Origin of the sequence: Actinophytocola sp. (assembly GCF_050699915.1) — a bacterium.
GTDB lineage: Bacteria > Actinomycetota > Actinomycetes > Mycobacteriales > Pseudonocardiaceae > Actinophytocola.
The window spans coordinates 1-21,150 of the sequence record NZ_JBOHGA010000037.1; the positions used below are offsets into that span (position 1 = coordinate 1).

At 71.8% G+C, this 21,150-nt stretch carries 21 protein-coding genes and 1 pseudogene; 11 read left to right on the forward strand and 11 right to left on the reverse strand.

Translation table 11 applies throughout. The annotated features are described in order from the left end of the window. Positions 1 to 165 precede the first annotated feature (165 nt). Positions 166 to 687 carry a PadR family transcriptional regulator gene (locus ACRDSK_RS09800; protein WP_431439683.1) on the reverse strand — a complete coding sequence of 174 codons (522 nt, stop codon included), beginning with the start codon at positions 685 to 687 and terminating at the stop codon, positions 166 to 168. Between the two features lie 44 nt (positions 688 to 731). On the opposite strand from ACRDSK_RS09800, the gene upp reads away from it, so the two are divergent. The 5 genes and pseudogenes from upp to ACRDSK_RS09825 all read left to right on the forward strand — a co-directional run bounded on the left by upp (position 732) and on the right by ACRDSK_RS09825 (position 3,512). Beyond that, positions 732 to 1,355, forward strand: coding sequence for a uracil phosphoribosyltransferase (gene upp, locus ACRDSK_RS09805; protein ID WP_431439684.1), 624 nt, complete (start codon positions 732 to 734; stop codon positions 1,353 to 1,355). A gap of 40 nt (positions 1,356 to 1,395) precedes the next feature. Beyond that, complete coding sequence (locus ACRDSK_RS09810; protein WP_431439685.1) at positions 1,396 to 1,602, forward strand: ribbon-helix-helix protein, CopG family; 207 nt, start codon at positions 1,396 to 1,398, stop codon at positions 1,600 to 1,602. A gap of 31 nt (positions 1,603 to 1,633) precedes the next feature. Then, positions 1,634 to 2,026 carry a type II toxin-antitoxin system death-on-curing family toxin gene (locus tag ACRDSK_RS09815; RefSeq protein ID WP_431439686.1) on the forward strand — a complete coding sequence of 131 codons (393 nt, stop codon included), beginning with the start codon at positions 1,634 to 1,636 and terminating at the stop codon, positions 2,024 to 2,026. Positions 2,027 to 2,060: 34 nt separating this feature from the next. After that, positions 2,061 to 2,462, forward strand: a complete 402-nt coding sequence (locus tag ACRDSK_RS09820) for a MerR family transcriptional regulator (protein ID WP_431439687.1) — start codon at positions 2,061 to 2,063, stop codon at positions 2,460 to 2,462. Next, positions 2,459 to 3,512 (forward strand): annotated as a pseudogene (locus tag ACRDSK_RS09825) (aldo/keto reductase). The gene ACRDSK_RS09820 and the pseudogene ACRDSK_RS09825 overlap by 4 nt, the downstream one beginning before the upstream one ends. Positions 3,513 to 3,549: 37 nt before the next feature. Here ACRDSK_RS09825 and ACRDSK_RS09830 read toward each other — a convergent pair. The 5 genes from ACRDSK_RS09830 to ACRDSK_RS09850 form a co-directional block, all read right to left on the reverse strand. Continuing rightward, positions 3,550 to 4,227: a hypothetical protein gene (locus ACRDSK_RS09830; protein WP_431439688.1), complete on the reverse strand. Its 678-nt coding sequence runs from the start codon at positions 4,225 to 4,227 to the stop codon at positions 3,550 to 3,552. 97 nt (positions 4,228 to 4,324) lie between these two features. Further along, positions 4,325 to 4,777, reverse strand: coding sequence for a flavodoxin family protein (locus ACRDSK_RS09835; protein ID WP_431439726.1), 453 nt, complete (start codon positions 4,775 to 4,777; stop codon positions 4,325 to 4,327). Between the two features lie 2 nt (positions 4,778 to 4,779). Continuing rightward, complete coding sequence (locus ACRDSK_RS09840) at positions 4,780 to 6,432, reverse strand: phospho-sugar mutase (RefSeq protein ID WP_431439689.1); 1,653 nt, start codon at positions 6,430 to 6,432, stop codon at positions 4,780 to 4,782. Continuing rightward, entirely contained in the window at positions 6,429 to 7,226 is a 798-nt protein-coding gene (locus tag ACRDSK_RS09845) for a purine-nucleoside phosphorylase (RefSeq protein ID WP_431439690.1), read from the reverse strand. The genes ACRDSK_RS09840 and ACRDSK_RS09845 overlap by 4 nt, the downstream gene beginning before the upstream one ends. A 14-nt stretch (positions 7,227 to 7,240) precedes the next feature. Next, positions 7,241 to 8,989, reverse strand: coding sequence for a protein kinase domain-containing protein (locus ACRDSK_RS09850; RefSeq protein WP_431439691.1), 1,749 nt, complete (start codon positions 8,987 to 8,989; stop codon positions 7,241 to 7,243). A gap of 71 nt (positions 8,990 to 9,060) precedes the next feature. Here ACRDSK_RS09850 and ACRDSK_RS09855 point away from each other — a divergent pair, with 71 nt between their 5' ends. The 5 genes from ACRDSK_RS09855 (at position 9,061) to ACRDSK_RS09875 (ending at position 15,457) form a co-directional block, all read left to right on the forward strand. Further along, positions 9,061 to 10,503 carry a methylmalonyl-CoA mutase subunit beta gene (locus ACRDSK_RS09855; RefSeq protein WP_431439692.1) on the forward strand — a complete coding sequence of 481 codons (1,443 nt, stop codon included), beginning with the start codon at positions 9,061 to 9,063 and terminating at the stop codon, positions 10,501 to 10,503. Further along, positions 10,500 to 12,695 (forward strand): methylmalonyl-CoA mutase, encoded by a 2,196-nt coding sequence (gene scpA, locus ACRDSK_RS09860; RefSeq protein ID WP_431439693.1) that lies wholly within the window; start codon positions 10,500 to 10,502, stop codon positions 12,693 to 12,695. Before ACRDSK_RS09855 ends, scpA begins: the two co-directional genes overlap by 4 nt. Next, positions 12,695 to 13,693, forward strand: a complete 999-nt coding sequence (meaB, locus tag ACRDSK_RS09865) for a methylmalonyl Co-A mutase-associated GTPase MeaB (protein ID WP_431439694.1) — start codon at positions 12,695 to 12,697, stop codon at positions 13,691 to 13,693. The genes scpA and meaB overlap by 1 nt, the downstream gene beginning before the upstream one ends. A gap of 10 nt (positions 13,694 to 13,703) precedes the next feature. Next, the gene (locus ACRDSK_RS09870; protein WP_431439695.1) at positions 13,704 to 14,027 is read left to right on the forward strand and encodes a hypothetical protein; all 324 of its coding nucleotides are present in this window, start codon (positions 13,704 to 13,706) and stop codon (positions 14,025 to 14,027) included. A 134-nt stretch (positions 14,028 to 14,161) separates the two neighbouring features. Further along, entirely contained in the window at positions 14,162 to 15,457 is a 1,296-nt protein-coding gene (locus tag ACRDSK_RS09875) for a M20 family metallopeptidase (protein WP_431439696.1), read from the forward strand. Between the two features lie 4 nt (positions 15,458 to 15,461). Here the strand turns inward: ACRDSK_RS09875 and ACRDSK_RS09880 are convergent, their stop codons facing one another. Together ACRDSK_RS09880 and ACRDSK_RS09885 are read right to left on the reverse strand one after the other, a co-directional pair. Continuing rightward, positions 15,462 to 15,752, reverse strand: a complete 291-nt coding sequence (locus tag ACRDSK_RS09880) for a hypothetical protein (RefSeq protein ID WP_431439697.1) — start codon at positions 15,750 to 15,752, stop codon at positions 15,462 to 15,464. A 332-nt stretch (positions 15,753 to 16,084) separates the two neighbouring features. Beyond that, on the reverse strand, positions 16,085 to 16,537 hold the full coding sequence (locus ACRDSK_RS09885; RefSeq protein WP_431439698.1) for a gamma-glutamylcyclotransferase: 453 nt from the start codon (positions 16,535 to 16,537) through the stop codon (positions 16,085 to 16,087). A gap of 118 nt (positions 16,538 to 16,655) precedes the next feature. Between ACRDSK_RS09885 and ACRDSK_RS09890 the strand changes: the two genes are divergently transcribed. Further along, the gene (locus tag ACRDSK_RS09890) at positions 16,656 to 18,059 is read left to right on the forward strand and encodes an NAD(P)H-quinone dehydrogenase (protein WP_431439699.1); all 1,404 of its coding nucleotides are present in this window, start codon (positions 16,656 to 16,658) and stop codon (positions 18,057 to 18,059) included. Positions 18,060 to 18,170: 111 nt separating this feature from the next. Here the strand turns inward: ACRDSK_RS09890 and ACRDSK_RS09895 are convergent, their stop codons facing one another. From ACRDSK_RS09895 to ACRDSK_RS09905, 3 genes are read right to left on the reverse strand one after another with little or no spacing between them, the layout of a single operon-like run. Next, the gene (locus ACRDSK_RS09895; RefSeq protein WP_431439700.1) at positions 18,171 to 18,656 is read right to left on the reverse strand and encodes a hypothetical protein; all 486 of its coding nucleotides are present in this window, start codon (positions 18,654 to 18,656) and stop codon (positions 18,171 to 18,173) included. Between the two features lie 58 nt (positions 18,657 to 18,714). Further along, entirely contained in the window at positions 18,715 to 20,226 is a 1,512-nt protein-coding gene (glpK, locus tag ACRDSK_RS09900) for a glycerol kinase GlpK (protein WP_431439701.1), read from the reverse strand. An 18-nt stretch (positions 20,227 to 20,244) separates the two neighbouring features. Then, positions 20,245 to 20,964 carry an MIP/aquaporin family protein gene (locus tag ACRDSK_RS09905; protein ID WP_431439702.1) on the reverse strand — a complete coding sequence of 240 codons (720 nt, stop codon included), beginning with the start codon at positions 20,962 to 20,964 and terminating at the stop codon, positions 20,245 to 20,247. Positions 20,965 to 21,150 lie beyond the last annotated feature (186 nt).

A 21,150-nucleotide genomic window follows, 5' to 3' on the forward strand; every position in this document is an offset into this window, starting at 1 on the left:
GGGCTCGGCCGGCTCGTCCGGGTCCGCCGCGGCCGTGCCGGGCGACGCCGCGCCGGCCAGGAGCGCCGCGACCACGCAGAAGAGGCTTCGTGACATGGCTGGTTCCCCCCGAGACGTCGTGCTGTACGCCGGAAGTGGACGCGCCCGGCGCGCGAGCCGTTCCGGTCAGTCCGTGCCGAGCAGCCCGGGCAGCTCGTCGAACCAGGCGAGTGCGGCCTCCTCGTGGCGGATGCCGAACCGCAGGGTCGCCAGGCGGACGTGGTCGGCGTCGGTCGCCAGGTGGGCCTCGTGCTCGCGGTAGGCGGCCAGGCGGGCTGTGTGCTCGGCGCGGGCCGCGTCGATGATCTCCGCCAGGCGCCCCGGCCGCAGGTGCGTCGAGAACTGGATCGTCAGCAGCAGCGGCACCCGAACCTGGTCCGCGGCGGGCGCGGCGTCGATCCACTCCGCGAACGCCGTCCGCCCGGCCTCGGTGATCGTGTACGGCTTGCGGTCGCGCGGGCCCGGCTCGCCGACCGTGACCAGGCCGTCGTCGGTCATCCGCGCGAGCTCGCGGTACACCTGGCTCTGCGTCAGCGTCCAGAAGTTCCCGATCCGCTCCTGCGCGGTGGCCACCAGGTCCCACCCCGTCAGCGGCCCGTCGTGGAGCAGGCCGAGCAGCGAGGCGGCGGTGGCGTTCAGTCGGCGCATGACATTCCATTGTGTCAGGAAGTCTCCAGGTAGCCTGTCGCCTCATGGACGTGCTCACCGTCGACCACCCGCTGGCCAAGGCGCGGCTGACCGTCATGCGGGACGCCCGCACGGACAACGCCAGGTTCCGGGCCGCCCTGCACGAGCTGACCGTGATGCTCATCTACGAGGCCACCCGCGACGCCACCGTGCGCACCGAGCGCATCCACACCCCGGTCGCGCGCACCGAGGGCTACTGGCTCGCGAAACCGCCGCTGCTGGTTCCCGTCCTGCGGGCCGGCCTCGGCATGGCCGACCAGGCGCACCGGCTGATCCCCGAGGCGCAGATGGGCTTCGTCGGCCTGGCGCGCAACGAGGAGACGCTCGAGCCGACGCCGTACATGGAGTCGCTGCCCGCCGACCTGGCCGGCCGGTCCGTGTTCGTGCTCGATCCGATGCTCGCCACCGGCGGCTCGATGGAGTACACGATCCGGCTGCTGACCGACCGCGGCGCGACCGACGTGACGGCCGTGTGCGCGCTCGCGGCGCCGGAGGGCATCCGCCACCTGGAGAAGTCCGGTCTGCCGATCCGGCTGGTCACCGCGAGCGTGGACGAGCGGCTCAACGACTCGGGGTACATCGTCCCCGGCCTGGGCGACGCCGGTGACCGGCAGTACGGGGCGGTCTGAACCTCGTCCGTGGTGGTATCACGGTGGTACCGTTGGGTGCATGGCGATGACACTGAGGCTGTCCGACGAGGAGGACCTCCACCTCGCGGAGCTGGCCGCGGCGGAGGGCCGGTCGAAGCAGGAGATCATGCGGCTCGCGCTCGCCGAACGCTGGGCGCGGTTGCACAAGGAGCAGCAACTGGCCGAGGTGCTGGGCCGAGTGCTGCCTCGCTACCAGGGCCTGCTCGATCGGATCGGATCCGCCTGAACCTGTCGGTGGCTAGTGGCATGATCACGCGGTGATCGTGTACTTGGACGCCAGCGACCTGCTCGTGTTGGCCGCTGCCGTCACCGGCGGTGACCTCGTGGTGCGCGATCTCGGCCTGCTCGACGCCGCCGCCCACCGGCCGCGCGCCACCGTGCTCGGCGTGCAGGCCTACGACACGCTGTGGCTCAAGGCCGCCGCCCTCCTCGACTCCATCGTCACGACCCGCCCGCTCGCCGAGGGCAACTGGCGCCTGGGCTGGGTGGCCGCGGTGACCATGTGCGACATGAACGGCTGGTGGGTCGACGCAGACGAGGACGACGCGCTCGACATCGTCCGCGAGGTCGGCCGCGGCGCGGTGGGCGTGCCGGAGATGGCGGCGCGACTCGAGGCGTGGGCCTTCCCCAAGCCGGACGACTCGGCTTGACCTGGAGCGCACTCCAGCTCCTACCGTCGAGGGCGTGACTTACGCGATCGCCGAGGCGGCCCACCGCAGTGGGCTGTCGATCGACACACTCCGTTACTACGAACGCATCCAACTGATCGACCCGCCCGCCCGCGACTCCGGCGGCCGGCGGGCCTACTCCGACGAGGACCTGGCCTGGCTCGAGTTCCTGACCAGGCTGCGCACCACCGGCATGCCGATCCGGATGATGCGCGAGTACGCGCGGCTGCGCCATCAGGGCACCGCGAGCGCCACCCGCCGCAAGCAGATCCTGATCGAGCAGCGCGCGGAGGTGCTGGACCGGATCGTCGAGCTGAACTCCTGCCTCGACGTGCTGAACTACAAGATCGCCAACTACGAGCAGTGTGAGCGTGACCTCGACGAGAAGACGTCCAACCTGGAGGAGGCGTCGGCGTGAAGACTCGCGCGCTTGGCGGGCTGACGGTGTCTGCCCAGGGGCTCGGCTGCATGGCGTGAGCGGAGCTTGCGGAGCGAACCATCAAACACCGGGCGACCGCGAGCGGCATCACCGAGCCTGCGAGGGGATGTCGGGAGCGAGTTCTACGGCGAGGCCGACGGGTCCGAGTCGGTCGCCACCATCCATCGCGCGCTCGACCTGGGCGTGACGCTGATCGACACCGCGGACATGTACGGCCGGGGCGCCAACGAGGAGCTCGTCGGCCGGGCCATCGCCGGCCGGCGCGACGAGGTCGTGCTGGCCAGCAAGTTTGGTGTGGTGCGTGGCGAGGACCCGACCGACCGCGGCGTGCGCGGCGACCCGGACTACGTCCGTGCCGCATGCGACGCGTCGCTGGCCCGGCTCGGCGTGGACCACATCGACCTGTACTACCAGCATCGCGTCGACCCGAAGGTGCCGATCGAGGAGACGGTCGGCGCGATGGCCGGACTCGTCGAGGCGGGCAAGGTCCGCCACCTGGGCCTGTCCGAGGCCGGCGCCGGGACGATCCGGCGGGCGCACGCCGTGCACCCGATCGCCGCGCTGCAGTCGGAGTGGTCGCTGTGGACGCGCGACCTCGAGGCGGAGATCGTCCCGACGTGCCGAGAGCTCGGCGTCGGGATCGTCGCCTACTCGCCGCTCGGCCGAGGGTTCCTGACCGGCCGTTTCACGTCGACGAGCGACTTCGCCGACTCGGACATGCGCCAGACCGAGCGGTTCGCCGACGGCAACCTCCAGCACAACCTCGCCATCGTCGAGACCCTGCGCACGCTGGCCGACGCGCGCGGCCTGACCGCGGGGCAGTTGGCACTCGCGTGGGTGCAGCACCGCGGTTCGGACGTGGTGCCGATCCCAGGCACCAAGCGGCGCAAGTACCTCGAGGAGAACGTCGTCGCAGCGAGCCTCGAACTGTCCGAAGAGGACATCGCGGCGATCGAGGCGGCGGCGCCCGCTGACGCGTTCGCGGGCAACCGCTACCCCGAGGTCGGCATGCGGCTGGTGAACGGCTGACCGGGTCTTACGCCGGCCCGGTCAGCCGCTCGGTCGATCAGAAGTGGGAGTCCTGCACCCAGCCCCAGCGCTTCGCGTTGGGCACGTAGACCTTGGTCCAGCCCTGCGAGCGCTCGCCCGTCGTGCGGACGTGCCAGCCGGCGAAGACGTTGCCGATGACGAAGCGGTTCGCCTTGTCGCGCAGCGTGCCCTTGCTGTCGATGCGCACGCGCTCGTCGACGACGGTGCCGGGCGAGACTCGGAAGTCGACCGCGCGGTAGTGGCTGTCGGTGATGGCGCTGCGGCCCTGCAGGATCCGCGTCGGCACCGGGCGGCCGGCCGGGTACGAGCTGGTCGGCGTCGGGAAGTGCTCACCGCCGACCGAGGTGCCGATGCACTCGCGGCGGACGAAGCCCCACCACGGGTTCTTGCTGCTGCCGCGGTACTTCTTGTCGCTGATCATCGACCAGGTGCTGTTGACGTTGTAGCGCCACGCCACGATCTCGTTCGGGGCGATCTTCCAGCCGATGTCGTTGCCGATCACGCCTTCCTTGGGGTAGTTCGGGAAGACGGTGCAGGTCTTCTTGACCGTGTAGTCGAGGATCAGCGCGATGTTCCGCTTGGGCGCCTTGGCCTGGTCGGCGGGCGCCGCGGTCGACATGCTGACCAGCCCCCCGGCCAGCACGGCCGTCAACGCGGCGCTGATCGCCGCGGCCACCTTCGTCCTCGTTCGCATGTGGGTTCCCCTGTTCTGGTGCTTGTTGGCACCCCCCGGTCTACCGGCCGGTAACCCCGCGGCCGAGCCGGACTGCACAGGTGGAGCAGGCTTGTGCTCAGCTCATCAGGGTGGCCGCCACGGTGGCGCCGAGCTCCCAGCAGCGTTGGATGTCCTCTTTGGACGGTTCGCCGGTGACCGTGACCGTGTCGGTGGCCCGCTCCCAGCCGAGGCCGGTGGTGACCGAGTCGATGCCGCGGATCGCGCCGGTGGTGTCGTTGTTGCCGTGCACGTAGAGGCCGAACGGGCGGCCGCGGGTGGCGTCGAGGCAGGGGTAGTAGACGAGGTCGAAGAAGACCTTGAGCGCGCCGGACATCATGCCCAGGTTGGCCGGCGTGCCGAGGACGAAGCCGTCCGCCTGGAGCGCATCGGTGACGGTGGCCGCGAGCGCCGGCCGCCGGACCACCTGGACGCCCTCGATCTCGTCGGTCGTCGCCCCGGCCACCACGGCCTCGAACATGGCCTGCACGTTGGGCGAAGGCGTGTGATGAACGATCAGCAGCCGGGCCACGGTCACGCCTCCAGGAGAGTGGCGACCTCGGTGCGCAGGGACGCCATCCGTTCGGTCGCCTTGGTGCGGGCCGACTCGAGTGCCTCTGGCGAAGCGACCGGTTCGACGACTTCCAGGTAGGCCTTCACCTTCGGTTCGGTGCCGGACGGGCGGATGACCACTCGGAGGCCGTCGGCGCGTAGGCGGATGATGTCCGGGGCCGGGTTGTCCTGGGTTACCTCCACGCCGCCCAGCGAGGCCGGTGGGGACTTGCGCAGGGCGGCCACCAGCGGGGCGATCGCGGACACATCCGTGAAGCGGAGCGAGACCTGCTCGGTCAGGTGGACGCCGTGCGCCACCGCCAGGTCGTCCAGCGCGTCCGGCAGGGAGCGGCCCGCGGCCTTCAGCGACGCCGCCAGGTCGCAGGCCAGCACCGCCGCCGAGATGCCGTCCTTGTCCGACACCGACGACGGGTCGACGCACAGGCCCAGCGCCTCCTCGTACGCGAACACCAGGCCGGAACCCGCCCGCACCAACCACTTGAAGCCGGTCAGCGTCTCCGTGTGCCGCGCGCCATGGGCAAGAGCGACGAGGCCCAGCAGCGACGACGAGACGATCGTCGACGCGGCCAGCGGGTCCGGGTGCGCCGCGCGGTCCAATGTGGACAAAACCTGCGCGCCCAGCAGCGCACCGGTCTCGTCGCCGCGGAGCATGCGCCAGCCGTCCGGGAAGCGGGCCGCCAGCGCGCAGCGGTCGGCGTCCGGGTCGAGCGCGATCGCCAGGTCCGCGTCGGAGGACGATGCGAGCGACAGCAGCAGGTCCGCGGCCCCCGGCTCCTCCGGGTTCGGGAAGTCGACGGTCGGGAACTCCGGATCCGGCGCGGCCTGCGACGGCACCAGCGTGACGTCGGCGAAGCCCGCGCGCCGCAACGCCGCCAGGGCCGTCGAGCCCCCGACACCGTGCATCGGGGTCAGCACCACGCGCAGGTCACGGGACGTCCCGCGGGCCAGGGACGCCACGTGCGTGACGTACCAGTCGACCTGCGCGTCGCTCACCGGCAGCGCCCCGGCCGACAGCGGCACCGAGCGCGCCGCCGGCACGTCGCGGATCGCCGCCTCGATCAGCCGGTCGTCAGGCGGCACGATCTGCGAGCCGGCCGGTTCGTCGACGCCGGTGTAGACCTTGTACCCGTTGTCCGCGGGCGGGTTGTGCGACGCCGTGATCTGGATGCCGGCCGCCGCGCCGAGCGCGCGCACCAGGAACGCCGTGATCGGCGTCGGCAGCGGGCCGGGCATGGTCAGCACCGTGAAGCCGGCTGCGGTGAGCACCTCGGCCGCCGCCGTCGCGAAGTCGGCGGACCCGTGCCGGGCGTCCCGGCCGACGATGATCGTGCCGCTCGCGTGTCCCTTGTGGCGCAACCACTCCGCGACGCCGGCCGTCGTCTGGACGACCACCGCGCGGTTCATCCCGTTGGGCCCGGCCCGGACCGGCCCGCGCAGGCCGGCCGTGCCGAAGGTGAGCGTGCCGTTCATCCGGTCGGCCAGGTCCTCGACCGCGCCGGGCACGCCGCCCATGGCGTTCGCGACGACCTGCTGCAGCTCGGCCTTCGTCGCCGGGTCCGGGTCGTCGGCGATCCACCGGAACGCCGCGTCGCGCAGGGTCGAGGACAGCGTCATGACCGTTCGACCAGAGCCTGGAGCAGGCCGCCCATCCGGCCGGCCGCGGCCCGGCCTGCCTCGAGGACCTCCTCGTGGTTCAGCGGCTCCCCGGTGACGCCGGCCGCCAGGTTCGTCACCAGCGACAGGCCGAACACCTCGACCCCGGCGGCCCGTGCGGCGATCGCCTCGAGCACGGTCGACATGCCGACGAGGTCCGCACCCAGCGTGCGCAGCATCCGGATCTCCGCCGGCGTCTCGAAGTGCGGCCCGACGAGGCCCGCGTACACGCCCTCGACCAGCGACGGGTCGATCTCCCGCGCGACGGCGCGCAGCCGCGGCGAGTACAGGTCGGTGAGGTCCACGAAGTTCGCGCCGACGAGTGGGGAGGTGGCCGTCAGGTTGAGGTGGTCGCTGATCAGCACCGGCGAGCCGACCGGGATGCCGTCGCGCAGGCAGCCCGCCGCGTTGGTCAGCACGACCGTCCGGCAGCCGGCCGCCGCGATCGTGCGCACGCCGTGCACGACCGCGCCGACGCCGCGGCCCTCGTAGAAGTGCGTGCGGCCGAGCAGGATCAGCACCCGCCGGTCACCGACCCGCAGCGAGCGGATCGTGCCGCCGTGCCCGGCCACGGTCGGGGCGGCGAACCCGGGCAGCTCGGCCATCGGCAGCTCGGCCGTCGCGGTCCCGATCTCGTCGGCCGCCGGGCGCCAGCCCGAGCCGAGCACCACGGCCACGTCATGCTTGTCGACCCCGGTTCGCTCGGCGAGGGCGGCCGCCGCATCCTCGGCCAGTGCGGCGAAGTTCTCAGTCACGGGAGCGACTGTAGTCAGCCGGTGACCTCGAACGTCTTCGCGATCCGGTCGAACAGCTCGGTGCGGCCGGTGTCCTCCTGTTCCACCGGGACGGTCACCGAGAGCACCCACAGGTCGCCGCGCAGCGGCAGCAGGTTCGCGAACGTCACGCGGTTGAGGTCGCCCTTGCCGGTCTCCAGGTTCGCCGCGCTAGTCGTGGTCCGGTAGATCAGCCGCTCCGCCTCCGAGACCGGCGCGAGGCCCACGATCGCCTGGCGGTCCACCTGCGTGACCGTCACGCGCTCACCCTCGTCCAGCGAGTCCACGTACTCGTCGGGCGTGTGGTCGGGGAAGTAGCCGGGGAAGCGCTCCACGGTCAGCGTCCGCGTGCCGTCGGGGGAGACGTAGTACACCCGGGTGCTGCTCAGCTCCTCGCCCACGCGCTCCTCGACGAACTGCACCCACCCGGCCGGCACGCCCACCGAGAACCCGCCGCCCTGCTCCCCGTTCACGGTCGCCGCGTCGCCGGTCCGCGTCTCCAGCTCGGTCGCCGGCGTCTCCGGCAGGGGCGTCGGCGACGACGACGAGGTCTCCGCCGGCGGCAGCACCGACTCCCCGCCGGCCACCCTGGCCAGCGCGAAGCCGCCGCCGGCCGCCGCGAGGAACAGCAGCACCGCGACCGTCACCAGCACCATCGACGACGCCCGGCCCCGGCCCGGGGGACCCGGTCGCACCGGCGGCATGTGCGGTCGGTCCGTCGACTCGAAGGGCAGTGGGCCTGGCGCCGGCGCCAACGGCGGGGCGAACGGCTGTGCCGCGAGCGGCGGCGACGGCGCGGGCGGCGTGGGCGGCGTGGGCGGCTTCGGGGTGAACCTGGTCGGCGTCTGGTCCGGGTTGGTCAGCTTCGCGAGCTCGTCGTCGGACAGCAGCGGGGTGGTAGACGAGGGCAGCAGCGGGCGCAGCCGGTCGCGCACCTCGGCGAGCGAGAGCCGGTCGGCCGGCTCCTTGACCATCAGCGCCGTGACGAGCTCGGCCAGCGGCCCGGTCGACTCCGGCCGCGGCGGCTCGCCGTGCACGACCATGGCCACGACCTGCAGCGCCGACTCGCCCTTGTCGTAGGGCGGGTGGCCCTCGAGCACCGCGTACAGCGTCGCGCCGAGGCCCCACGCGTCGGCGGCCGGCGTCAGCTCGCCCCCGGCGGCCACCTCCGGGGCGATGTAGGCGGGCGAGCCCAGCATGATCCCGGTTCGGGTCATGGTGTGCTCCGAGACGTTGCGGGCGATGCCGAAGTCGGTCAGCTTCACCTGGCCGTTGGTCGCGGGCGTGGTGCCGACGAGCACGTTGCCCGGCTTGACGTCGCGGTGCGTGATGCCCACCTGGTGCGCGGCGGCGAGCCCGGCGGCGACCGCGTCGGCGACCGCGGCCGCGGCGGCGACCTCCAGCGGGCCGAGCGCGCGCAGCAGCTCGGCGAGGCTGTGCGCGGCCATGTACTCGGTGACGACGAACGGCTCGCCGTCCTCCCGGGCGACGTCGTGCAGCGTGATCACGTTCGGGTGGGACAGCGCGGCGATCGCGCGGGCCTCGCGCAGCGTCCGCTCCCGCAGCTCGTCGGCCTCGGCGTCCGGGATCCCGGGCGGCAGCAGGACCTCCTTCACCGCCACCGAGCGGCGCAGGAACTCGTCGTAGGCCTCCCACACCGTGCCCATCGAGCCCTGGCCGAGCTGCCGGCGCAGCCGGTACCGGCCGGCGACCACGCGTTCGGAGGGGCTGGACACCTGACACATTGTGCGGCATTCACCACACCTGCCGACGAGAACCCGTGATGTCACCAGACCGGTCCGTAGCATCGTCGGGTATGACCTCGGCGGAGCGGTTGAACCTGGCTGCCGATTTCCCGGCAGCCACCAGGGACCAGTGGCGCGGGCTCGTCGAAGGCGTACTGCGCAAGTCAGGTGTCGAGTTCGGCGACCCGGAGGCCGCGCTCGCCACGCGCACCTACGACGGCTTCGACCTCCGCCCGCTCTACACCGCCGACGACACCGCCCCGGATGCCGGGTTCCCCGGCCTGCCGCCGTACGTGCGCGGCGCCACCCCCGGCGGCCGGGTGCTCTCCGGTTGGGACGTCCGCCAGCGGCATGCCGACCCGGACCCGGCCACCGCGCGGCGCGCGGTGCTCGCCGATCTGGAGAACGGCGGCACCTCGCTGTGGCTCGTCGCCGGCGCCGCCGGGCTGCCGGTCGCCGCGCTCGGTGACGTGCTCGCGGACGTCTACCTCGACCTCGCCCCGGTCACCCTCGACGCGGGCGCCGAGACGCTCGCGGCCGCGGACGCGCTGCTGGCCGTGCACGTGGACAAGGGCGTCGCGGCCAGCGAGGTGCGCGGCAACCTCGGTGCCGACCCGCTCGGGCTGCGGGCCCGCACCGGCGAGCCGGCCGACCTCGGGGTGGCCGTCGAGCTGGCCCGACGCGCGCAGGCGTACCCGGCGCTGCGCTCGGTCGTCGTGGACGGTCTGCCCTACCACGAGGCGGGCGCGTCCGACGGTCAGGAGCTGGGCTGCGCGATCGCCACCGGAGTGGCCTACCTGCGCGCGCTCACCGGCGCCGGCCTGGACGTCGACCAGGCGGCCCGCCAGCTGGAGCTGCGCCTCGCCGCCACCGCCGACCAGTTCGCCACGATCGCGAAGCTGCGGGCCGCGCGCCGGCTGTGGGCGCGGGTCACCGAGGTGTGCGGCGCGACCGTGCGCACCGCTCCGCTGCACGCGGCCACCTCCTCGACGATGACCACCCGCCGCGACCCATGGGTGAACATGCTGCGCACCACGCTCGCCTGTTTCGCCGCCGGCGTCGGCGGCGCGGACGCGGTGACCGTGCTGCCGTTCGACGCCGCGCTCGGCCTGCCGGACGCCTTCGCCCGGCGCATCGCCCGCAACACCCAGTCCATCCTCCTCGAGGAGTCCAAAGTGGCCGGTGTGATCGACCCGGCCGGCGGCTCCTGGTACGTCGAGCGGCACACCGACGAGCTGGCTCGCGCGGCGTGGGCGGTGTTCACCGAGATCGAGCGCGCGGGCGGCATCGCGGCCGCGCTCGACTCCGGGCTGGTCGACGAGCGGCTCGCCGTCACCCGCACGGCCCGCACCGCCCGGTTCGCGGCCGGCGAGGAGGCGATCACCGGGGTGACGGTCTTCCCCAACGAGAACGAGAAGCCGCTCACCCGCGAGCCCGCGCCTCCCGAGCCGGGCGGCGGGCTGCCGCGGGTGCGCTACGCCGAACCCTTCGAGGCGAAGCTGGAGAGCTCATGATCCCCGACTTCTCCGACGTCGAACTGGGCGAGCCGGCGGCGTCGAGCACCTCCGCGGCCGCCGACTGGCAGGCCGCGCTGCAGGAGGCCACCGGCAAGGGCAGCGACGCGCTCACCTGGGAGACGCCCGAGGGCATCGGCGTGAAACCCTTGTACACCAAGGAGGACACGGCCGAGCTGGACTTCCTCGACACCTACCCGGGCATCGCGCCGTACCTGCGCGGACCCTACCCGACGATGTACGTCAACCAGCCGTGGACGATCCGCCAGTACGCCGGGTTCTCCACCGCCGAGGAGTCGAACGCCTTCTACCGCCGCAACATCGCGGCCGGCCAAAAAGGACTGTCGGTCGCGTTCGACCTCGCCACGCACCGCGGCTACGACTCCGACCACCCGCGCGTCGCCGGGGACGTCGGTATGGCCGGGGTGGCCATCGACTCGATCTACGACATGCGCCAGCTCTTCGACGGCATCCCGCTGGACAAGATGTCGGTTTCGATGACGATGAACGGCGCCGTGCTGCCGATCCTCGCGCTCTACGTGGTCGCCGCCGAGGAACAAGGCGTGCCGCAGAACAAGCTCACCGGGACCATCCAGAACGACATCCTCAAGGAGTTCATGGTCCGCAACACCTACATCTACCCGCCGCAGCCGTCGATGCGGATCATCTCCGACATCTTCTCGCACACCTCGCGGCAGATGCCGAAGTTCAACTCGATCTCCATCTCCGGCTACCACATGCAGGAAGCGGGCGCGACGGCCGATCTCGAGCTGGCGTACACGCTGGCCGACGGGGTCGAGTACATCCGCGCGGGCGTGGACGCGGGCCTCGACGTGGACGTGTTCGCGCCGCGGCTGTCGTTCTTCTGGGCCATCGGCATGAACTTCTTCATGGAGGTCGCGAAGCTGCGGGCCGCGCGGCTGCTGTGGGCCAAGCTCGTCAAGCAGTTCGAACCGAAGTCGGCCAAGTCGCTGTCGCTGCGTACGCACTGCCAGACCTCCGGCTGGTCGCTGACCGCGCAGGACGTCTACAACAACGTGGTCCGTACCTGCGTCGAGGCGATGGCCGCCACCCAGGGGCACACGCAGTCGCTGCACACCAACGCGCTGGACGAGGCGCTCGCGCTGCCGACGGACTTCTCCGCTCGCATCGCCCGCAACACCCAACTGCTGCTGCAGCAGGAGTCCGGCACCACCCGGGTGATCGACCCGTGGGGCGGCAGCGCGTTCGTCGAGCGGCTCACCCACGACCTGGCCCGGCGCGCCTGGGGGCACATCAGCGAGGTCGAGTCCGCGGACGGCATGGCCCGCGCGATCGACGCGGGCATCCCGAAGCTGCGCATCGAGGAGGCCGCCGCGCGCACCCAGGCCCGCATCGACTCCGGCCGCCAACCGGTCATCGGGATCAACAAGTACCGGCTCGCCGACGCCGACGAGCACGTCGAGGTGCTCAAGGTCGACAACGCCGGCGTGCGCGCCCAGCAGCTGGAGAAGCTGCGCCGGCTGCGCGCGGAGCGCGACCAGGCGGACGTCGACCGCGCGCTCGGGGCGCTGTCCGCGGCCGCCGACGGGACCGGGAACCTGCTCGCGCTCGCCGTCGACGCGGCCCGGGCGAAGGCCACGGTCGGGGAGATCTCCGACGCGCTCGGCAAGGTGTGGGGCCGCCACTCCGCACAGATCCGTACGATCTCCGGCGTCTACTCCGAGGAGGTCGGCGCGGTGTCCAATGTGGACGAGGCGCGCGCGGTGGTGAACGCGTTCGCCGAGGCCGAGGGACGCCGGCCGCGGATCCTGGTCGCGAAGATGGGCCAGGACGGGCACGACCGCGGCCAGAAGGTGATCGCCTCGGCGTTCGCCGACCTCGGCTTCGACGTCGACGTGGGCCCGCTGTTCCAGACGCCGGCCGAGGTCGCCCGCCAGGCGGTCGAGGCCGACGTGCACATCGTCGGCGTCAACTCGCTCGCCGCCGGGCACCTCACGCTCGTGCCGGCGTTGCGCGACGAGCTGGCCGCCCTCGGCCGCGACGACGTCATGATCGTCGTCGGCGGCGTGGTCCCGCCCGCCGACCACGAGGAGCTGCTCGCCGCGGGCGCGGCGGCGATCTTCGGGCCCGGCACGGTGATCGCCGAGGCCGCCGCCGACCTGCTCGGCAAGCTCGCCGAGGCACACGGCCACGAGGCACCCGGTTCCTGATGGCGCGCGAGGTCGACGTCTCCGAGTACGCCAAGGCGGTGCTCGCCGGCGACCGGGGGACCCTGTCGAAGGCGATCACGCTCGTCGAGTCGCGCCGCGCCGACCACCGCGGGCTCGCCCAGCAGCTGCTCGTCGAGCTGCTGCCGCACGCGGGTGGCGCCCACCGGGTGGGCATCACCGGCGTGCCGGGCGCGGGCAAGTCGACGTTCATCGACCGGCTCGGCTCGACCCTCACCGAGGCCGGCCACCGGGTCGCGGTGCTCGCGGTCGACCCGTCCTCGTCGCGCACCGGCGGCTCGATCCTCGGCGACAAGACCCGGATGGCGCGCCTGGCGGTCGACCCGGCCGCGTTCGTCCGCCCGTCGCCGACCTCCGGCACGCTCGGCGGCGTCACCCGGGCGACCCGGGAGACGATCGTGCTGATGGAGGCGGCCGGCTACGACGTGGTGCTCGTGGAGACCGTCGGCGTCGGGCAGTCGGAGATCTCCGTGGCCAACATGGTCGACTGTTTCCTGCTGCTCACCCTCGCCCGCACCGGCGACCAGCTGCAGGGCATCAAGAAGGGCGTGCTCGAGCTGGCCGACGTGATCGCGGTGAACAAGGCCGACGGCGAACACGAGGCACCGGCCCGCGGGGCCGCCCGAGAGCTCTCCGGCGCGCTTCGGCTGCTGCGCAACCCGGACGCGAGGTGGACGCCGCCCGTGCTGACCTGCAGCGGACTCACCGGAGCGGGCCTGGAAACCCTGTGGGAACAGGTCGAGCGCCACCACCGCACGCTGTCCGAGTCGGGCGAGCTGGCCGGCAAGCGGCGGCGCCAGCAGGTGGACTGGACGTGGACCATGGTCCGCGACACGCTGCTCACCCGGCTGCAGGAGCACCCCGGGGTGCGGGCGCTCGCGCCTGACCTGGAACGTCAGGTCGCCGAGGGCGACCTGACGCCGACGCTGGCCGCCGAGCGGATACTCGAGGTGTTCGCCGACTCACCAAGCGCTGACTAGAGTCACGACCATGCGGAGTGCCACCAGGCTCGTGATCATCGCACTGCTGGGCCTTTTCCTGGCACTTCCGGTCGTCTCGTTCGCGGGCTCGTTCTCGTCGGCGTCCGCCGAGCCGGCCGACCGTCTTGTCGCGCAACCCACCCAGCCGACGGCCCCGTCGTCGCCGGGCGCCACCGCCCCGTCGGGCCCGAAACTGCAGCCGGACACCGAGGCCGACCGGCTGGAGACGCGGCGCAAGCTGATCATGGGCGTTACCTCGGTCGTGCTGATCGCGCTCGTGGTCTGGGGGCGCAGCGTGCGGCGCAAGCGGAAGAAGGCGCTGGAAGGCAAGTGAGCCGTCGTTCGACGATTGTGATCGTTTAGCCAGGCTGAAGCGCATACACCGCTCGGCGCACGTCCGACACCGGCCGACCAGTTGACCAGCGAACCTCGTGCGAACCTCAGTTGCACATGGTGCAGGATTGCCGCGTGACAGTGCTCGATTCGCGGTCCGAGATGTCGCGAGACCGCGACGACGTGAACGCGACAGACGGGGTCGGTGTGCTCCTGACAGACAAGGGCGTCAGTATGCCCACTGTGGAGGACCTTGGTTCGGGGCGTGGCCCCTCCTGGCTCGACGAGTGGCTCGCGCGCAACGCGCTCGACGTACTCGCCTGGTTTCGGCACATCCACGCCCACCCGGAGCTGTCCCGGCGCGAGTTCGCCACCACCGAGCTCGTGGCCGGTCTGCTGTCCGCCTGCGGGCTGCGGCCGAAGCTGTTCGACAGCGGCACGGGCCTGATCTGCGACGTCGGCTCGGGCGATCGCTGCGTGGCGCTGCGGGCGGACATGGACGCGCTGCCGCTCACCGAGCTCACCGGCCTGCCCTACGCCTCGACCGTCCCCGGCGCCGCACACTCGTGCGGCCACGACGCGCACACGTCGATGCTGGTCGCCGCCGGTCTCGCGCTCGCGTCCGCCCCGGAGCTGCCCGGCCGCGTGCGGCTGGTGTTCCAGCCGGCCGAGGAGGTCATGCCCGGCGGTGCGCTGGACGTGATCGCCGCGGGCGGGCTGGACGGTGTGGAGTCGATCTACGGCCTGCACTGCGACCCGCGCGTGCAGGTCGGCAGCGTGGGCACCCGGGTCGGCGCGATCACGTCGGCCACCGACCTGCTGGAGCTACGGCTGACCTCGCCGGGCGGGCACACGTCGCGCCCGCACCTGACCGCCGACCTGGTGCACGCGCTGGGCACGGTCATCACCGGCCTGCCGGCGCTGCTGTCGCGGCGGATCGACCCGCGCTCGGGCACGGTGCTCGTGTGGGGCGCGGTACACGCGGGGGAGGCGCCGAACGCGGTCCCGCAGGACGGCGTCCTGCGCGGCACGCTGCGGACCGGCGACCACGAGGTGTGGGCCGACCTGGAGCCGCTGGTGGCGGGCCTGGTGGAGTCGCTGCTGGCGCCGACCGGGGTCGGCTTCGAGCTGGAGCACCGGCGTGGCGTGCCCCCGGTCGTCAACGACGTGGAGAGCGAGGCGGTCCTGCGGGCGGGAGTCGAGGCGGCGCTCGGCGAGCAGGCCGTGACGTCGACGAGGCAGTCGTCCGGCGGCGAGGACTTCGGCTGGTACCTGGAGCAGATCCCGGGCTCGTTCGCGCGACTGGGGGTGTGGTCCGGCGAGGGGCAGATGCCCGATCTCCACCAGCCGACGTTCCACCTGGACGAGCGGGCGCTGCTGACCGGGGTTCGGGTGCTGACGCACACCGCGCTGGCGGCGCTGGCTCCTTAGTCCGTTAGTAGTGGTCCCCGCCGTCGCGCCGGTTGGCGAAGACGACCATCCCGGCCACGACCACGAGGTACAGGCCGAGCGCGATGCCGGCGTCGACGAGGCGGTCCATGCCGCCTGCCTCGTCGAGGAAGAAGCTGATCGCACCGAACGCACCCACGGCGGCGACGATCACGAGGCAGACCTTGACGAAGCGGGAGTAGGAACACCACCACGTGCAGCTGCCCGGTGAGGTGTGCTTGCAGAGGGAGTCGCCGTGCCCGGTGCGCGGCAGCTGTTTCGCGGAGTGACGGCTCACGGGCGGCTCACAGGGCGGCACCGCAGAAGGCACAGCGCTTGGGATCGCTCGCCTCGGGTTGATGGCGCCCGCTGGGACTGTACGGACACTCAGGCCGGGCACCCATGCCCCAACTATGTCGCGCTACCCAGACATCATCAACCCCTTGACACGCCCCGGTGCGCTGATTGTCCACAGGTGCGCAAGCTGTCCACAGAACTCCGCCGACGCCCCAAACCTGTCAGCCCTCGCGACTAGCCTGGAACCAGGGGTCCCCCGAGCGAGTTCGCAGACGTGTAGGCGCGAGCGTTTGTAAGTGCACTCGCTCGGCCGCGAAGATCACGGGCCGAAGGTCAGGGGCCGATGCCGTGGCACGGGCGGATTCTCAGGTCCGCCACGTAGTCTGCCGGCGCGCCCGCGGACTCCGCCGCGTCCGAGACGACGCCCAGGTACCGGGCCGAGGGCAGCCCGCCCTCGTAGGCGTCCAGCACGTAGAGCCACGCCAGCACCGAGCCCTCCAGCGTCTGCACCCGCAGCCGGATCTTCGAGTGCAGGCCGAGCTCCGAGCCCTCCCAGCGGTCCAGCATGGCCTCGTCCTCGGCGGTCACGTCGTAGAGCACCACGAAGACCTGGGTGCCGGGCTCCTCGACGATCGTCGCGAGGGCACCCTCCCAGCCCAGGTCCTCGCCACCGAACGTCAGTCGCCAGCCGACGAGCCAACCGGTCCCCGCCATCGGCGAGTGCGGCGCTCGCTCCATCATCTGGGCTGGATCCATGTTGGACCCGTACGCGGCGTAGAGCGGCACGCGGACAGCGTAGCGATACCTCGGATCTTGTGCGGCGTGATGGCGCTCGGGCGTGTTCGCCGCCGGGTGCCCCGCGTACCGTTGCCACCGAAGAGCCGAACCACGAGGGGAGTTCCGGGTGACCCGGATCGTGATCATGGGCGGCGGGCCCGCCGGCTACGAGGCCGCGCTGGTGGCCGCTCAGCACGGGGCCGACGTCACGGTCGTCGAACGGGACGGGCTCGGTGGGGCGTGCGTGCTGTACGACTGCGTCCCGTCCAAGACGTTCATCGCCTCCGCCGGCGCCCGGACGGCCTTCCACATCGCGGACGAGCTCGGCATCCACACGGACAACCAGCTTCCCCCGGTCGATCTACCTGTCGTGCACGGACGGGTGAAAGGGCTCGCGCTCGCCCAGTCGGCGGACGTACGCAGCCGCGTGCAGCGCGAGGGCGTGCGGGTCATCAGCGGCGGGGCCCGGTTCTGCGACGACCGCACCGGCCTCGCCGCGCACCGGGTCTCCACGACAACCCTCGCCGGCGAGACCGAGGTCCTCGACGCGGACGTGGTGCTGATCGCCACCGGCGCCACGCCCCGGATCCTGCCCGGCGCCGAGCCCGACGGCGAGCGGATCCTCGACTGGCGGCAGATCTACGACCTGCCCGAGCTGCCCGAGCACCTCGTCGTGGTCGGCTCCGGAGTCACCGGCGCCGAGTTCGTCTCCGCCTACACCGAGATGGGCGTGCGCGTCACGTTGATCTCCAGCCGCGACCGGGTGCTGCCGCACGAGGACGCCGACGCGGCCGCCGTGCTCGAGGACGTCTACGCGGCGCGCGGCACCGAGGTCGTCAAGCACGCGCGTGCCGAGCGGGTCGAGCGCACCGCCAAGGGCGTCGTCGTACACCTGCGCGGCGGGCAGACCGTCGAGGCCAGCCACGCGCTGATGACCGTCGGCTCGGTGCCCAACACGTCCGACATCGGGCTGGAGAAGGTCGGCATCGAGCCGGGGCAGGGCGGGTTCGTCTCCGTCGACCGGGTGTCGCGCACGAGCGTGCCGGGCGTCTACGCGGCGGGCGACTGCACCGGGCTGCTGATGCTCGCCTCGGTCGCGGCCATGCAGGGGCGGATCGCGATGTGGCACGCGCTCGGCGAGGGCGTCGCGCCGATCAAGCTGAAGACCGTGGCCGCCAACGTGTTCACCCACCCGGAGATCGCCACGGTCGGCATCAGCCAGCAGGCGATCGACTCCGGCGAGGTGCCGGCGCGCACGATCATGCTGCCGCTCGCGACCAACGCCCGGGCGAAGATGGAGGGCCTGCACCGCGGCTTCGTGAAGCTGTTCTGCCGCCCCGCGACCGGCGTGGTGATCGGCGGCGTCGTGGTGGCGCCGGCGGCGAGCGAGCTGATCCTGCCGATCGCGCTGGCCGTGCAGAACCAGCTCACCGTGGAGCACCTGACGCACACGTTCTCGGTCTACCCGTCGCTGTCGGGCTCGATCGTGGAGGCCGGCCGCCGCCTCATGCGCCACGACGACCTGGATTGAGCTGGTCCCGGGATTTGAGTGTTGGTCGCGTTCCGGCGACCGGGCGCGTGGATCACGTGGATGGTGGCTGGGTGCCGTCACGGTCCCCTGAGGTTCCGTTGGGCAGCCCGATCACGGCCTGCGGTCACCGGCCGGGGGTCTGGCGGTCGGCCACCAGGCGTAGGCCGTCAGTCCGATCCCCATCAGCAGGAAGAAGCCGAAGTAGTAGAACGGCGTCGGCTCCACCGCCGGCTCCGAGGCCAGCCGGACGAGTCCGGGATCGCTTGCCACGTACCGGATCCGGACCACGTCGCCGGTGCTGAGGCCCTCGTCGTACCGCGGCCGGCCGGTGGCGACGACGCCGGTCAGCATCGCGCGCACCGACTGGCCGTCCTCGGCCGTGAACCGGATGTACACCGTGGGTCCGTCCTCGTCCTCGACCCGGTCGACGACTACCCCGTCCGCCTCGACGCCGTTGACGGCCTGGTTCCAGGTGAACCAGCCGTACACGCCGGTCATGAGAGCGATGACGACGATGAAGACGACCGAGAACACCCGCAGGTAGCGCCGACGCCACGGCTGGCGGAACCCGAACAACGGCATGGCGAAGACCCCCACCGACCGCACGTGGCCACCGGGACGCCGGTGGCCACGTGCTCGAGGTGCTCGAGAGAACTCAGTCGGACTCGACCCAGTCGAACGTGCGGGTGACGGCCTTCTTCCACTGGCCGAAGGTCTTCTCGCGGGCGGACTCGTCCATCGACGGCGTCCACTCCTTGTCCTTCGCCCAGTTGTTGCGGATGTCGTCCTCGCCCTTCCAGAAGCCGACCGCGAGGCCGGCGGCGTACGCGGCGCCCAGCGCGGTCGTCTCCGCGACGACCGGCCGGATCACCGGGACGCCCAGGATGTCCGCCTGGAACTGCATCAGCAGCTCGTTCTGGACCATGCCGCCGTCGACCTTGAGCGCGGTCAGCGGCACGCCCGAGTCGGCGTTCATCGCGTCGATCACCTCGCGGGTCTGGTAGGCCGTGGCCTCCAGCACCGCGCGGGCCAGGTGGCCCTTGTTCACGTACCGCGTCAGGCCCACGATCGCGCCGCGCGCGTCCGAGCGCCAGTACGGGGCGAACAGGCCCGAGAACGCCGGCACGAAGTACGCGCCGCCGTTGTCGTCGACCGCCCTCGCCATCCCCTCGATCTCCGGCGCGGAGGCGATCATGCCGAGGTTGTCCCGCAGCCACTGGACGAGCGAGCCGGTGACCGCGATCGATCCCTCGAGCGCGTACACCGCTGCGTTCGTCCCGATCTTGTAGCAGACCGTGGTCAGCAGGCCGTTCTGCGACGCCACCTGCTCCGTGCCGGTGTTCAGCAGCACGAAGTTGCCGGTGCCGTAGGTGTTCTTCGCCTCGCCGACCGACAGGCACGCCTGGCCGAACGTGGCCGCCTGCTGGTCACCGAGGATCCCCGCGATCGGGACCCCGGCGAGCGCACCCTTCTCGCGGACCTTGGCGTACTCCTCCGACGAGGAACGGATCTCCGGCAGCATCGAGGTCGGGATCTTCATGTCCTCGGCGATCGAGGCGTCCCAGGACAGCGTCGACAGGTCCATCAGCAGCGTGCGGGACGCGTTGGTCGGGTCGGTTACGTGCACCCCGCCGTCCGCGCCGCCGGTCATGTTCCACAGCAGCCAGGTGTCCATGTTGCCGAACAGCAGGTCGCCGGCCTCGGCGCGTTGCCGGGCGCCGTCGACGTTGTCCAGGATCCAGCGGATCTTGGGACCGGAGAAGTAGGTCGCGAGCGGCAGGCCGGTCTTGGCCTTGTACCGCTCCTGCCCGCCGCCGAGCGCCTCCAGCTCGGCACAGATCCGGTCGGTTCGGGTGTCCTGCCAGACGATCGCGTTGTAGACCGGCTTGCCGGTGGTGCGGTCCCACACCACCGCGGTCTCGCGCTGGTTGGTGATGCCGACCGCGGCGATGTCCGACGCGTTCAGGTCCGCCTTGGCGAGCGCCCCGGCGGCCACCTCCCGGGTGTTGCGCCAGACCTCCTCGGGGTCGTGCTCCACCCAGCCCGCCTTGGGGAAGATCTGCTCGTGTTCCTTCTGGTCCACGGACACGACCTCGCCGGCGTGGCTGAAGATCATGCACCGCGTCGAGGTTGTGCCCTGGTCGATCGCGGCTACGTAGCTGGTCATGAAACAAGCCTCTCGAGTTCAGGATGCGGCCGGAAGAAGTTGGAAGACGAGGCCGGCGAGGATCGCGCCGATGATCGGGCCGGCCACGGGCACCCAGGAGTAGTTCCACTCCGGGCTGCCCTTGCCCTTGATCGGCAGCACGGCGTAGGCGATGCGCGGGCCGAGGTCGCGCGCGGGGTTGATGGCGTAACCGGTCGGGCCACCGAGCGAGGCACCGATGCCGAGGACGACGAACGACACCGCGGCGTACCCGAGGGCCGCGTTGACCGCCGGGTTGAGCAGGATCCAGAAGATCAGCGCGAACGTGCCGATGACCTCCGTGACGACGTTCCAGGTGTAGTTCGGCACGGTCGGTCCGGTGCAGAAGATCCCGCGGGTGTTGGCCGGTTCGTCGTGGGTGTCGAACTGCAGCTTGTAGGCGGCCCAGGCGAGCACGGCGCCGATGAACGCGCCGACCATCTGGCCGAGCAGGTAGGCGGGGGCGTCCGCCCAGCCGAACGGCGAGTTGCCGCTCGACAGCAATCCGATGGTCACAGCCGGGTTGATGTGCGCCCCCGACGGCGCGGCGATGCTCGCCCCGACGAACACCGCGAAGGCCCAGCCGATGGTGATGAGCAGCCAGCCGCCCCCGCTGCCGAGGGTCTTCCTGAGGACGACGTTCGCGACGACACCAGCACCGAACAGGATCAGCGCCGCCGTGCCCAGCATCTCCCAGACGAAAATGTCACCGAAGTTCACGGACCCACTTCCTTCTTGCCGAAGGGGGGTAGGGCAGCCGGACGAAAGGGATCGGCGCCAGTGCCTACCCTGAGCGACTTCGGACGCTACGGTACGCAAGGTCAACTTGTCCAGATCCCAATGACACACTGGAAACGGGCCTGGTCGGCGTACGCCCGGTAGCGTTGGTCAGGTTCGGGTCGGGCC